15 protein-coding genes and 1 tRNA gene are annotated in these 13,603 nt (G+C 29.5%); all 16 read right to left on the bottom strand.

Translation table 11 applies throughout. The features are described from left to right. Positions 1-54: 54 nt before the first annotated feature. Complete coding sequence (rplA, locus tag JYG23_RS00475; protein ID WP_207236506.1) at positions 55-753, bottom strand: 50S ribosomal protein L1; 699 nt, start codon at positions 751-753, stop codon at positions 55-57. A 55-nt stretch (positions 754-808) separates the two neighbouring features. Continuing rightward, a complete protein-coding gene (gene rplK, locus JYG23_RS00470) occupies positions 809-1,234 on the bottom strand; it encodes a 50S ribosomal protein L11 (protein WP_207236505.1) in 426 nt (141 codons plus the stop codon). Between the two features lie 163 nt (positions 1,235-1,397). After that, complete coding sequence (gene nusG / locus JYG23_RS00465) at positions 1,398-1,925, bottom strand: transcription termination/antitermination protein NusG (protein ID WP_207236504.1); 528 nt, start codon at positions 1,923-1,925, stop codon at positions 1,398-1,400. A 134-nt stretch (positions 1,926-2,059) separates the two neighbouring features. Further along, a complete protein-coding gene (secE, locus tag JYG23_RS00460) occupies positions 2,060-2,275 on the bottom strand; it encodes a preprotein translocase subunit SecE (protein ID WP_207236503.1) in 216 nt (71 codons plus the stop codon). Positions 2,276-2,295: 20 nt separating this feature from the next. Then, entirely contained in the window at positions 2,296-2,445 is a 150-nt protein-coding gene (gene rpmG / locus JYG23_RS00455; protein ID WP_207236502.1) for a 50S ribosomal protein L33, read from the bottom strand. A gap of 251 nt (positions 2,446-2,696) precedes the next feature. Beyond that, positions 2,697-3,890 carry an elongation factor Tu gene (gene tuf / locus JYG23_RS00450; RefSeq protein WP_207236501.1) on the bottom strand — a complete coding sequence of 398 codons (1,194 nt, stop codon included), beginning with the start codon at positions 3,888-3,890 and terminating at the stop codon, positions 2,697-2,699. Between the two features lie 289 nt (positions 3,891-4,179). Beyond that, positions 4,180-4,255 (bottom strand) — tRNA-Thr (locus JYG23_RS00445). Between the two features lie 18 nt (positions 4,256-4,273). Then, entirely contained in the window at positions 4,274-4,921 is a 648-nt protein-coding gene (locus JYG23_RS00440; protein ID WP_207236500.1) for a sigma-70 family RNA polymerase sigma factor, read from the bottom strand. A gap of 73 nt (positions 4,922-4,994) precedes the next feature. After that, entirely contained in the window at positions 4,995-5,516 is a 522-nt protein-coding gene (locus JYG23_RS00435; protein WP_207236499.1) for an NYN domain-containing protein, read from the bottom strand. Between the two features lies 1 nt (position 5,517). Continuing rightward, complete coding sequence (gene rlmB / locus JYG23_RS00430; protein WP_207236498.1) at positions 5,518-6,249, bottom strand: 23S rRNA (guanosine(2251)-2'-O)-methyltransferase RlmB; 732 nt, start codon at positions 6,247-6,249, stop codon at positions 5,518-5,520. After that, positions 6,246-6,683: a Mini-ribonuclease 3 gene (locus JYG23_RS00425; RefSeq protein WP_207236497.1), complete on the bottom strand. Its 438-nt coding sequence runs from the start codon at positions 6,681-6,683 to the stop codon at positions 6,246-6,248. Before JYG23_RS00425 ends, rlmB begins: the two co-directional genes overlap by 4 nt. Before the next feature lies 1 nt (position 6,684). Continuing rightward, positions 6,685-8,091 (bottom strand): cysteine--tRNA ligase, encoded by a 1,407-nt coding sequence (cysS, locus tag JYG23_RS00420; RefSeq protein ID WP_207236496.1) that lies wholly within the window; start codon positions 8,089-8,091, stop codon positions 6,685-6,687. 18 nt (positions 8,092-8,109) lie between these two features. Then, positions 8,110-9,585: a glutamate--tRNA ligase gene (gene gltX, locus JYG23_RS00415; protein WP_207236495.1), complete on the bottom strand. Its 1,476-nt coding sequence runs from the start codon at positions 9,583-9,585 to the stop codon at positions 8,110-8,112. Between the two features lie 271 nt (positions 9,586-9,856). Beyond that, positions 9,857-11,812, bottom strand: coding sequence for a HAMP domain-containing sensor histidine kinase (locus tag JYG23_RS00410; RefSeq protein WP_207236494.1), 1,956 nt, complete (start codon positions 11,810-11,812; stop codon positions 9,857-9,859). Then, the gene (locus JYG23_RS00405) at positions 11,784-12,473 is read right to left on the bottom strand and encodes a response regulator transcription factor (protein WP_207236493.1); all 690 of its coding nucleotides are present in this window, start codon (positions 12,471-12,473) and stop codon (positions 11,784-11,786) included. The genes JYG23_RS00410 and JYG23_RS00405 overlap by 29 nt, the downstream gene beginning before the upstream one ends. A gap of 113 nt (positions 12,474-12,586) precedes the next feature. After that, positions 12,587-13,522, bottom strand: a complete 936-nt coding sequence (locus JYG23_RS00400; protein ID WP_242631601.1) for a DUF4846 domain-containing protein — start codon at positions 13,520-13,522, stop codon at positions 12,587-12,589. Positions 13,523-13,603: the final 81 nt, after the last annotated feature.

Raw genomic sequence — 13,603 nt, 5'->3', positions numbered from 1 at the left:
CTAATTTTTCTCGATACTTATATATATATATATACATTAATTGAAATTTAAATACTAGTCCATTAATTTAGCTGTATTTAATTTGATTCCAGGTCCCATTGTACTTGTCAATGCAACGCTTTTAAGGTATTTACCTTTTGAAGCAGCTGGTTTCGCTTTTACTATAGCATCCATAATAGATGCTGTGTTTTCAACTAATTTTTGACTACCGAAAGATTTTTTACCCACTGGAACGTGAATAATAGCAGTTTTGTCAAGTCTATACTCAACTTTACCAGCTTTGATTTCTTTAATTGCTTTAACTAAATCAAATGTTACTGTACCTGATTTAGGGTTTGGCATCATTCCTTTAGGTCCTAATACTCTACCTAATTTACCAACAACACCCATCATATCTGGAGTTGCAATAACTACATCAAAATCAAACCAGTTTTCTTTTTGTATTTTATCTGCCAATTCGCTTTCACCTACATACTCAGCACCTGCTTCTAAAGCTTCTTTAGCTTTATCTCCTTTAGCAAATACTAATACACGTACAGTTTTACCAGTTCCGTGTGGAAGAACTACAGCTCCTCTAACTTGTTGGTCTGCGTGTCTTGAATCTACACCTAATTTTACATGAAGCTCAATTGTTTCATCAAAATTAGCTTTTGCTGTACCTAATACAACGTCTACAGCTTCATTTAAATCATATTGCTTTAATTTATCAAAAGTTTTAACACTATCTTGATATTTTTTTCCTCTTTTTGGCATTGTTTACCTCCTTCGTGGTCTAACGGCTTTTGCCTCCCACTGATTCGCCTTGTTACTATTTTTCTACTGTTACACCCATACTTCTTGCTGTACCAGCAACCATACTCATAGCTGCTTCTATAGTATTAGCATTTAAATCAGGCATTTTCATTTTAGCTATTTCTTCTAATTTTTCTTTAGATAAGTTAGCCACTTTCTTTTTGTTTGGCTCACCAGAACCACTTTCTATACCAAGAGCCTTTTTAATCAAAACTGCTGCTGGTGGAGTTTTTGTAATAAATGTGAATGATCTATCTTGATAAACAGTTAATACTATTGGAATAATCAATCCTTCTTTATCAGCTGTTTTAGCATTAAATTCTTTACAAAATCCCATAATATTTAGGCCATGAGGTCCTAAAGCTGTTCCTACTGGTGGAGCTGGAGTTGCCTTTCCTGCTGGAATCTGAAGCTTAACTAAAGCTATCGCTTTTTTTGCCATAATGTTACACCTCCTTATTTCTGTGTGGTTAATCGGGATATTCCCTCCCACATAACATATGGTATACTTTTGTCACATTTTTTTCAAGTGTTTTTTGCAAAAGTATTAAAATGTTTGAACTTACATTTTTCAATAAATGTAAATTACTATCTATTGACAAAGTTTATACTTTTTCAATCTGTTCATAATCTAGTTCGACTAGAGTTTCTCTACCGAACATAGATACATAAGCTTTGATCTTTCTCTTTTCATTGTTAATACTATCTACTGTACCAATGAAATTTTCAAAAGGACCTTCGACTACTGTAACTGTTTCTCCAATTTCTAAATCTATAGCAGGAAGCTTTTCTGAAACCCCCAATGCCTTGACTTCTTCATCATTTAATGGCACAGGTTTAGAACCAGGTCCTACGAATCCAGTTACTCCTCTTGTATTTCTTACAAGATACCATGATTCGTCAGTCATTATCATTTTAATTATTACATAACCAGGAAACATTTTCTTTTCCTTAATCTTCTTTTTACCATTTCTTGTTTCTTCATACTCTTCAGAAGGAACAACAACTTCAAAGATTATATCCTGCATTTCTCTGTTTTCAACTAATTTTTCAATATTAGCCTTTACTTTGTTTTCATGTCCTGAATATGTATGAACAACATACCATCTTGGTCCTTGGGATTTTTGCTTCATACCAACAATACTCCTTCTTAGTAAGTGTCTAGTTATTATTCACTTTACTATTCAACTTTTCTAACAAATTAATTATAATTTATCATATTATAACTCTACATCTTTATTATTATATAAATTATCTAACTATCTAACTATCTAACTACTAATTTAATAAATTGTTTGAATAAAACGTCTAATCCCCCAATAACTATTGTCATTGCAATACAAGTTATCATAACAACTATAGTATAGTTAGTTAATTCCTTTTTATTTGGCCAATTTACCTTTTTTAATTCTGATTTTACAGCTTTGAAGTAATTTTTTATTCTTGTCGAAGTTTTAACTTTTATATTATCTCTACTTGACATCTAATTACACCTCTTATTTACTATTTTGTTTCTTTATGCAAAGTGTGTTTTTTGCAAAATTTACAATATTTTTGCATTTCGATTCTTTCAGGGTTAGTTTTCTTATTCTTATTAGTGTCATAATTTCTTTGTTTACATTCTGTGCACGCTAATTTAACTTTAACTCTCACTGTTACACCTCCAGTTTATTATTAATAAATGCCGTCAATACCGTGTATCCTACTAGCATAACTTTTCTTATATAATTACCTATAATAAGTTATCATAGTTTTTCAAACATGTCAATCATTTTTTAAAATTTATTTGTTTATATTCACTTAAATATGATTAAAATAAATTTATTAAAGCTTTTTATAAAACATCAAGGTTAAGAGAAAAATTAATCCCTTAACCTTAATTAATTTTAAAATTATCTATATTCTTATTTTAAGATTTTAGAAACAACTCCAGAACCTACTGTTCTTCCGCCTTCTCTGATAGCAAATCTTAATCCTTCATCCATTGCGATTGGAGTGATTAGATCTACTTCAAATGTTGCATTGTCTCCTGGCATTACCATTTCTACGCCTTCTGGTAACTCGATTGATCCAGTTACATCAGTTGTTCTGAAATAGAATTGTGGTCTGTATCCTTTGAAGAATGGTGTATGTCTTCCACCCTCTTCTTTAGTTAATACATATACCTCTCCTAAGAAGTTTGTATGTGGTGTTATTGTTCCTGGGTGCGCTAAAACTTGACCTCTTTCAACATCACTTCTTTGAACTCCTCTTAATAATGCTCCGATATTGTCTCCTGCTTCTGCTTGATCCAATAATTTTCTGAACATTTCTACTCCTGTACATACAGTTTCTGTTGGTTTTTCTGATAATCCTACTATATGAACTTTATCTTGTACTTTTAATACTCCTCTTTCAACTCTTCCTGTTGCAACTGTTCCTCTACCTGTGATTGAGAATACGTCTTCTACTGGCATTAGGAATGGTTTGTCTGCGTCTCTTTCTGGAGTTGGAATTGTTTCATCAACTGCTTCCATTAATTTTACTATTTTATCTCCCCACTCGCTACTTGGATCTTCTAATGCTTTTAATGCTGATCCTATAACGATTGGTGTATTATCTCCATCAAAGTCATATTCTGATAATAATTCTCTGATTTCCATTTCTACTAATTCGATTAACTCTGGATCGTCAACCATATCTTCTTTATTTAAAAATACTACTAATTGTGGAACACCAACTTGTCTTGATAATAAGATGTGCTCTCTTGTTTGTGGCATTGGTCCATCAGCTGCTGATACAACTAATATTCCACCATCCATTTGTGCTGCTCCTGTTATCATGTTCTTTACATAGTCAGCATGGCCTGGGCAGTCAACGTGTGCATAGTGTCTGTTTGGAGTTTCATACTCAACGTGTGCTGTTGATATTGTGATTCCTCTTTCTCTTTCTTCTGGTGCTTTATCTATGTTGTCAAATGCTACTGCTTCGCCTGAACCATATCTTGCGTTTAATACAGTTGTGATCGCTGCTGTTAATGTTGTCTTACCATGGTCAACGTGGCCAATTGTACCTATGTTAACATGGGGTTTATTTCTTTCATATTTTTGCTTTGCCATTTATTTCTCCTCCTGAAATTCATTGCTTTTCTAAATTGGAATCTGAAAATCAGCATATTTACTGATATTTTTAACTTTCTTTTCTAAAATTAATATATCTGATTCCAGCTTACAAGTTCATAATAGCAATAATATATTTAATTTATTATTTGGACTAGTGTCTAATTGAAAACATTATACCAAAATAAAAAGTAAGTTTCAATATTTATTTTAATAATTATTATTCAATATTTAATGTAAAGCAAGTATTCGACAAAATACTCACTTTACATCTATTTTAAAAAAATTCTGGAGCCTACGACCGGACTTGAACCGGTGACCTTTTGCTTACCATGCAAATGCGCTACCGCCTGTGCCACATAGGCAAATAAATTAAATTTAACTTATACCTCACATACATCTAATTGTTCTCTCATTTTTTTCTTTATTCTTTGTAAGGCATTGTCTATAGATTTCTCATCTGTTTCCAAGATAATTGATGCTTCATGGTATGATAACCCCGAAATGTAACATGAAATAACCTTCTTTTCAAAATTGCTTAAATTTTTATTGATTATAAAATTTAATTTTCTCTTATTTTCATTGAGAATAATAATACTTTCCGGATTGTCACAATAGTTATTAGCAATAGTATCTAAAATATATATACCATTGCTATCACATAATAACATATTAAAAGAAACATAATTATTGAGAGGATTATGTTTTTGTCTTGTTGAACTTCTAATAATAGTGATTATATGTCGTTTGATACATAATGACGCATAGCTTTTAAATGAACACTGTTTGTTAGTTTTGTATTCATTTATGGCCTTATACAAACCAAGCATACCTTCTTGTAACAAATCATCCTTATCTGCGCCTATCAAAAAAAACGGTGAAATAATTTTTCTTATCGTACGAATATACCTACCATACAAGCATTCTTCTGCAAATATATCGCCCTTTTTTATTAAAGTAATTAATTCTTCATCATCTAACTCATCATATAATGTATTTTTATTAATATTTGACACTGTATTATCAACCACAATGTTTCCCCCTAAATAAAAACAATATAGTACATTAAATACATTATATAACTACCATTTTTTACGAGTCAAGTTAATCTATCATTCTTCTTATTTTTTCTAATTTCTCAAGGGTTTTATTGTCGAGCATGTTGGCTAATTTTGTATTATTATTGTTATTGCTGTCAGTTTTCCTTTTTATCTCTTGTTTGGTTCTGCTTATTTCTTGAAACATTTCCTCAGCAGATAATCTTGTTCCACCCCTCGCTATAACAATCTCTTGAATTGCATTGTCCGATGTAGCAACTTGAACAATTTCATCTCTACCAAGCCTAGTTACTTCTCTTTCAATATAGCTATCAGCTGTTTCATGCTCTTTTGTATATACAACTTCAACACCTGCTATTATTTCTTTTTTTTCATTGCTACCTTTAACTAAATGAGCATCAAACACAACTATAACATTGATACCTCTATATGCTTTGTACTCAATAAGCCCTTCTATAAGCTTATTTCTGCTATTTTCAATACTATCGGTATAATTTCTTAAAGTCTTCCATTGATTTGTTATATTATATCCATCAATAAATAGATACTCTTTCTTAGTTCTAGCCATATTATATTCCTCTCTGCCTTAACACTTCATATATTATAATTGATGCTGCGCAAGAGGCATTTAAACTAGTTATATTGCCTTTCATTGGTATTTTTATTAAGGTATCGCATTTTTCTTTTGTTAATCTACTTATACCTTTACCTTCATTTCCTATAACTATTCCGATTGCTCCATCTAGTTTTTCTTCGTTAATATATTTTTCTCCAAGCATATCAGCACCATATATCCATAAACCTTTTTCTTTTAGTTCTTCTATTGCTTGATTTATATTAGTTACTCTAGCTACTGGTAGATATTCAACAGCACCAGCAGATGTTTTAGCAACAACACTATTTACACTTGCTGCTCTTCTTTTTGGTATAATAACGCCATGAGCGCCCAAGCATTCCGCAGTTCTTATAACCGCACCAAGATTATGAACATCTGTTATTTCGTCAAGTATTATAACAAATGGTTTTTCATTTTTCTTATTTGCAAGCTCTAAAATATCATTTATTTCTTTATATTCAAATTCTTCAGCAACTGCAATAACACCCTGATGCCTTCCACCTTCTGAAAGTTTCATAAGTTTGTCCTTGTCTACATATTTAATTGGTATATTTCTTTCTTTAGCCAATTTAGTAATTTTAGATACCATTCCTTCAGCCATTTCTTTGTTTATATAAATTGTATCTACAACCGTATCCCCATTCAATGCTTCAAATACAGGGTTTTTACCTTCTATTTTTCTCATTTAACATCATCCTTTTTATAAACCATGTTTATTATTTTATCAAATAAAAACATTATTCTTTCATTTTCACTTTTTAAGTATAAGTGTCCAAAAAGTGCTTCAAATCCTGTTGCATATCTATAATCAATCATATCTTGATTTTTAGGTGCAGAAGTGACTTTCGCATTTCTTCCTCGTTTAACTATTTTCTTTTCATCTTCTGTCAAAACTTCGTCAAGTTCTTTAATAAACTTTGCTTGAGAAGCAGCCTTAACAAATTTTATAGCTTCTCTGTGCATTTTGTTTACGTTGTAATCAAATTTTTCAACTATATACGCACGTACAAGCATTTCATATACAGCATCACCTGCAAAGGCTAGCTGTGCAGGTGAATGTAGCTGTAATTTATTGTTCGTATCTTTTTTATTTTTGTTTAATTCTTCTAAATTATTCATATTAAATTCTACTCCAAGTTACGCCTTCTCTTGTGTCTTTTATCTGTATGCCTTTATTTAAAAGCTCATTTCTTATTTTATCTGCTAATTGAAAATCTTTATTTTTCTTAGCTTCTTTTCTTTTTTCAATAAGCTCTTCTATCATTTTAACTTCATCTGAATTAACATCTTCAATCTTTGGTTCTTCAAGTAAACTTAATGATAATACTTTTTCAAAATCTTCTACAAGATATAATTTTTCATTATCATTTAAATCTTCAGCTTTTAACACGTCATACAATACTGTTATGGCATTTGCCGTATTTAAATCATCCTCTATACATGATTTGAAATTTCGTTTGTAAGTAATAACATTATCAGTTAATTCTTCTTTTGAATTTCTGTCTTTTACAACTTTTATTCTATTTTTTAATTTTTTATAACCAGATTCAGCTTGCTTTAACGATTCAAATGAAAAAGTTAATTGTTTTCTATAATGCGAATTAAGTACATAATATCTATAAGCAACTGGATTGAATCCTTTTTCTTCTAACAAGCTAACTGTAAGTACTTTTCCCTTTGATTTACTCATTTTACCTTCTAAATCAAGTAAATGCTCGGCATGCCACCAATAATTTACCCAATCTTTACCTGTGTAGCTTTCTGTTTGAGCTATTTCATTGGTATGATGTACAGGAATATGATCAACTCCTCCACAATGTATATCCATTTGCTCACCTAAATTTTTAAGTGAAATAACTGAACACTCAATATGCCATCCTGGATAACCTACACCCCATGGAGAATCCCATTTTAGAGCTTGATTTTCAAACTTTGATTTAGTAAACCATAGTACAAAATCTTGTGGATTCTTCTTGTGTAAGTCTTCTGTTACATTATCTCTAACAGCAGTTTGCAATGTATCTAAATCTAGTCTAGATAATTTTGTATAATCAGATTTTTTAGAAATATCAAAATAAACATTTCCATTTGCAAAATAAGTAAATCCTTTTTTCTCTAAAACTTTAACAAATTCTATATAATCATTTATATAATCTGTAGCTTTTCCAATAATAGAAGGTTTTTTAATATTTAACTTTTCAGAATCACTAAAAAAAGCGTTAGTATAATGTTCTGCTATTTCTAAAATTGTTTTATGCTCTCTTATTGCACCTTTTAGCATTTTGTCTTCACCATCATCAGCATCTGATTCTAGGTGTCCTACGTCTGTTATATTCATAACTCTTTTCACATCATATCCAACATATTCTAAAGATTTTTCAAGTATATCTTCATGAATATAAGTTCTTAGGTTTCCAATATGAGCATAATTGTAAACCGTCGGTCCACAGGTATACATTTTTACCTTGTTTTCTTCAATTGATTTAAAATCGTCTATTTTTCTAGTTAATGTGTTGTATAGTTTCATACCTAATCACCTCTAACATTATAATCTTGTTACTAATTCCTTCAGCCTATTGATAGTTTTTTCTTTTCCTAAAGCTATCAATATTTTACCCATATCAGGACCATGTTGTTGACCTGTAACAGCACACCTCACTGGCATAAATAAGTTTTTACCTTTTGCTCCAGTTTTCTTTTTTAATATATTGAATATATTTTTAGTGAATTCTTCATCTATATCATCAATTGCATCTAGTTCTGCTATAAATGCTTCTAACAAACCTTTAACGTGCTCTTGTTTAACAATTGCTTCTGCTTCGTCTGTTTCAAATGTTACAGTATCACCAAAGAATATATTCATGTGACTAACTATTTCTGACACATAGTTTAGTCGTTCTTTTAAAGCATCTGTCACTAACACTATCCAATCAAATCTATCTTTTGTTTGTTCTTCTGTCATAAGTCCTGCTTTTACTATGCTTGGCACGGCTATTTCAGCTATTCTTTTTGCATCAGATTCTTTGATATAGTGATTGTTTATAAAATTTAATTTATCTACATCAAATATACCACCTGTTTTAGAAACTCTGTCAAAATCAAATTCTGCAATCAATTCATCCATTGAAAGTAATTCTTTATTGTCTTTAGGGCTCCAACCAACAAGCGCTAAATAGTTAACAAGTGCTTCCGGTAAATATCCTTTATCTTTAAAATCGGATGTAGCAACATCGCCTTGACGCTTACTAAGTTTTTTTCTATCCTTGTTTAATACTGTTGGAAGATGAATAAATTGAGGCATTTCAAAACCAAAATAATCATATAATAGCTTTTGCTTTGGTGTTGATGTTAACCATTCTTCTCCTCTAACTGCATGTGTTATACCCATCAAGTGGTCATCAATAACAACTGCAAAATGGTATGTTGGAAACCCATCAGATTTAATTAATACTTGGTCATCAACTTCTGATGAATTTATAGTTATTTGCCCTTTTACGGGATCAGTCCATGTTATGTCTTTATTATCTGGAACTACAAGTCTAATAACATATTCTTGTCCAGCATCTATACGATTTTGAACTTCTTCTTTTGACATATTTCTACAATGTCTATCGTACATTGGTGTTTTGCCTTCTGCACGTTGTTTTTCACGAACTTCATCTAATCTTTCTTTTGTACAGAAGCAATAGTATGCATATCCTTTATCTAAAAGGATTTGAATATATTTTTTATATATATCTAATCTTTCAGATTGAATATATGGACCGAATTCACCTTTCTGAACTATTTTACCATTTTCAATAAATACACCTTCATCATGAACAATACCAGCCCATGTTAAAGAACTTATCAAGTTTTCTACTGCACCCTCAACATATCTTGTTTGGTCAGTATCCTCTATTCTTAATATATATTTTCCGTCATGTCCTTTAGCATATAAAAAATCATATAAAGCTGTTCTTAGTCCACCTATATGTAAATATCCTGTTGGACTTGGTGCAAATCTCAATCTTACACTCATTTTTTTCCTCCTAAATATACTAACTGTATTAACAGTATAAAATTTAATTTATTATATTATTGTTTATTTTATAAACTATTAAATATACATTTTCTATGATGATTTTATAATTATATCATTTACAAAATTTGAAATTTTATATAAATAATCATTCTATTATATAATAATTTTCCAATAGTCGCAACTCATTTTTTATATACTAGAAATAGAACTTTCCTAGTATATAAAAAATTCACTGCAACTTATAATTAGATTGCAGTGAATTTGGCAATTACTTGATTTTATCCAAATTATTTTTTTCACTATTATTTTGTTTGCGATGTTCATCATACTTAGGTATTAGCACTATTGCCTTGAATAAATCTCCATCAATTTCAAGTCTTAGTTCTCCATTTTGAAGTTCTAGTAAATTTTTAGCTATCGCAAGTCCTAAACCGCTACCCTCAGTATTTCTTGACTCATCAGCTCTTTTAAATCTTTCCATCAACTCTTCAGCTTCAACATTTAATTCATATGACGAAATGTTTTTTATTATAATTGCAACATTTTTCTCATCTACATTATCTATAAAGTCTATATAAACTCTCGAACCACCAAGTGCATACTTAAATACATTAGAAAATAAATTTTCAATAACTCTCCACAAAAGTCTTCCATCAGCTTTAACATATATTTTGTTTTCTATAATACCGAGTTTGAAAATAAGCTTAGATTTTTCAACCTTATCTTCTAATTCTCCAAGTCCTTGCTGGATTAATGAATACACATCAACCTTGTCAAAGTTAACAGGCATGTTACCACTGGTAGCTTTAGCTGCTTCAAATAAATCAGCTGTCAATATTTTAAGTCTTTGTGACTTATTGTCTAATATATTAAGATATTTTTTTGCGTTTTCTGATTCAATATTCTCTCTTTTAAGTAAATCAACATAATTTATGATAGACGTTAACGGTGTTTTAATATCATGTGATACATTACTGATTAATTCAGTTTTCAATCTTTCACTTTTCACCTCATTGTATACAGCTTTTTCTAAACCCTCAGATATAGAATTTATATTGTTCGCAATCTTGGCTAATTCACCATTACCCTTAATGTATATTTTTTCTTTCAAATTTCCATCCTTAATATTGTTTACTCCAACTCGAAGCTTAATAAATTTTTGTACATTTACATAGACAAAATAAATTGCTACTGCAAATACTAAAAATATTAGAGGGAAAAATAGTGTACCTATAATACAAGCTGTTGTAAAAATAGCTAAAATAAATATTGATTTTACCATCAAAGAACCTGCATTGAAAATTGATAATGTAACAGAATGAATTTTATGAAGCACTGTATAAATCAATGTTTTCTTTATGAGTGTTCCATTTTTCATATGCCTTACTAGTGATAAATGCAATAATATAGTAATACCCAAAGATGTAGTTACGACACTTGCAATAACATATCTCATAAAATAATCATACAAATCATTATCACCTAAAAAACTAACTGTTAAACTTATAATCAATATTATTATTATTAAATTAAAATCTGTAAATAACCTGTCAAAATAGTTCAAATGTATTAATTCATCAGTTGCTTTTTTCCCTGTTGTAATTACTAGGTATATAAAAGCTATAGTTGAAATCAGCAATAATAAAACTAAAATACAAACTAATATTGTACTATTTCTTGTTGATTCAGCCCATGTTTCCTCTAACGGAGCGATAAACTCATTTGCAAAAGCAATGCTTATTTTACAATCAGTATTATCAAAATTTCTTAACATTGAATTAAAGTAGTAATCTATGTCATTATCAATGATACTCTCAATTTTCGGATTTATAGTTATATCATTATCGCTTATCAATAAATATGTTTTCTGATTCATAAAAAAATTTCTGTCATATTCTTCTACGTTAGTAACTGTTTCAACTCCATTTGTTACATAAAAATACATACCTTTAGTATTTTTAAGTTTATTTAACTTATAGCTATAATCTAAATCTTCTTCATTATCTTCCATGAGATCTTTTATTCTATAAACATAATCTCTATAAATTTTACACAGCTTATAGCTTTTAAGAAAATCTTTTTGAAATATTGATTCAATATCTTCATCATGGTCTACAAATTTAAACCCAAGTAATATAAATGTGAAGCTACAAATAATTATAATTAAATATGCAACTATTTTTAAAAATATGCTTCTATTGATTTTTTTCAATTTTGTAGCCAACTCCCCACACCACCTTCAAATATTTAGGTTTTTTAGGATTGATTTCAATTTTTTCACGAATTCTTCTTATATGCACTGCTACTGTATTTTCAGCACTATATGAAGGCTCATTCCATACACTCTCGTATATATTGTCAATTGAAAACACTTTTCCTTGATTTTGTATAAGCAATAATAATATTTTATACTCAACTGGTGTAAGCTTTACTATATCTCCATCAACTGTTACTTGTTTTTGTTCATCATCAATTATTAATTCACCAACCTTATATATACCTGTTTTTATAACATAATTTCCTAACATAGTATAACGCCTTAATTGTGATTTAACTCTAGCAATTAGTTCTAATGGATTAAATGGCTTTGTTATATAATCATCGGCTCCTAGGTTTAGTCCTATTATTTTATCAGTATCCTCAGATTTAGCCGATAACATTATAACTGGAATATTGTATTTTTCTCTTATTTTCTTTGTTGCTATAATTCCATTCATTTCAGGCATCATAATATCCATTATAATCAGATGCACTTCTTGTTCACTTAATATTTGTAGCGCCTCTTTACCATTGTATGCCTTAAATATTTGGTATCCTTCATTCGATAGATAGATTTCAATTGCTTCTACGATTTCAACCTCATCATCACAAACAAGTATTTTCATTTAACCACCTCTTTCAATTATAGTATAACACACCATTTCTATTTTGCTTATAAAAAAATTATACCTATCATTTATTAAAATATAATAGGTATAATTCTTAAAATATTTTTAACTTACTTTTTAAATCTCATAAGCTCAGTGGATGAAAATGTCCATTCTGGGGTAATTAGCTCATTCCCAAAATCAATACTATACCACGGACTAATTGTAGCGTCATTTATATTTATAAGTATTTGTGTTTGCTGTGCTGGTGTTCCGCTTTGCGCTAACATAAATAATTTTTCTCCAGTTTCATAGTTTATCGCCATATCCACTACTATAGCTGCATGGCCTACTGTTTCTGAATTTATAAAAACATCGCCAACTTGCATTTCATGGATTCGCACCGGTGTTAAATCCTTTTTAAGTGAAATTGTACTACAATATGCAAAAATCATATTCATGTATTTTAGAAAATCTTCATAGGTACAAATTTGTTCTTTACACTTATGATACGATGCTTCGTTATCTCTAACCTTTATTCTGTATCCTGCCATCCATTTACTATACTCAGCTTTAAACCCATTGACAAAACTAAAACTTATGTCATTGTAAAATCCTTTGTTAAATAGATAATCTGCTTTCAAAAACATTATTGCATCAGCTGCTTGATGTAAATTTTGATTGCCTATATTGTAGTCCAAAACACTATCATAAATATTTTTATTGGATTTTATTCTTCCATTGTAATATAAAGCTTTATATCCATAATTTTTTAATTTTTTGTTTGCTAAATAATCCGCAAAACTTCCTTCTTTAATTGTTTCTCTTTGAAATCCCTCTGGAGTATTATATCTTGTTCTAATATTCGCACCCTCATAGTCAATTTCAATGTAATTTTTCTTTTCCACAGTTAACCATTCAACTTCTTTTAATGTAATATCATTTATGACCTTTGTTTTATGCAATTCTTCATTATTACTTTCTACTTTTTTTTCAATACTTAAATCCGTAAAAATAACCAAAAATAAGGTCAATATTATTAAACATAAGCTAAATAATTTTTTCATCATTTTTATCCTTTAGTTACTATATTTATATTAATATTAATTCCCATTTTCATTTTTAATTATTTTAGTACATTATGTTAT

The organism is Sedimentibacter sp. zth1, assembly GCF_017352195.1.
In the GTDB taxonomy this organism is placed as follows: Bacteria; Bacillota; Clostridia; order Tissierellales; family Sedimentibacteraceae; genus UBA1535.
Note: the sequence above shows the minus strand (reverse complement) of the source record. Positions and strands in the feature narration are given on the sequence as shown.

Excerpts from the sequence above, each read along its gene's own strand:
- rplA (WP_207236506.1), bottom strand. The coding sequence starts at position 753 with ATGCCAAAAAGAGGAAAAAAATATCAAGATAGTGTTAAAACTTTTGAT.
- rplK (WP_207236505.1), bottom strand. The coding sequence starts at position 1,234 with ATGGCAAAAAAAGCGATAGCTTTAGTTAAGCTTCAGATTCCAGCAGGA.
- nusG (WP_207236504.1), bottom strand. The coding sequence starts at position 1,925 with ATGAAGCAAAAATCCCAAGGACCAAGATGGTATGTTGTTCATACATAT.
- secE (WP_207236503.1), bottom strand. The coding sequence starts at position 2,275 with ATGTCAAGTAGAGATAATATAAAAGTTAAAACTTCGACAAGAATAAAA.
- tuf (WP_207236501.1), bottom strand. The coding sequence starts at position 3,890 with ATGGCAAAGCAAAAATATGAAAGAAATAAACCCCATGTTAACATAGGT.
- JYG23_RS00435 (WP_207236499.1), bottom strand. The coding sequence starts at position 5,516 with ATGGCTAGAACTAAGAAAGAGTATCTATTTATTGATGGATATAATATA.
- rlmB (WP_207236498.1), bottom strand. The coding sequence starts at position 6,249 with ATGAGAAAAATAGAAGGTAAAAACCCTGTATTTGAAGCATTGAATGGG.
- JYG23_RS00425 (WP_207236497.1), bottom strand. The coding sequence starts at position 6,683 with ATGAATAATTTAGAAGAATTAAACAAAAATAAAAAAGATACGAACAAT.
- cysS (WP_207236496.1), bottom strand. The coding sequence starts at position 8,091 with ATGAAACTATACAACACATTAACTAGAAAAATAGACGATTTTAAATCA.
- gltX (WP_207236495.1), bottom strand. The coding sequence starts at position 9,585 with ATGAGTGTAAGATTGAGATTTGCACCAAGTCCAACAGGATATTTACAT.
- JYG23_RS00405 (WP_207236493.1), bottom strand. The coding sequence starts at position 12,473 with ATGAAAATACTTGTTTGTGATGATGAGGTTGAAATCGTAGAAGCAATT.
- JYG23_RS00400 (WP_242631601.1), bottom strand. The coding sequence starts at position 13,522 with ATGAAAAAATTATTTAGCTTATGTTTAATAATATTGACCTTATTTTTG.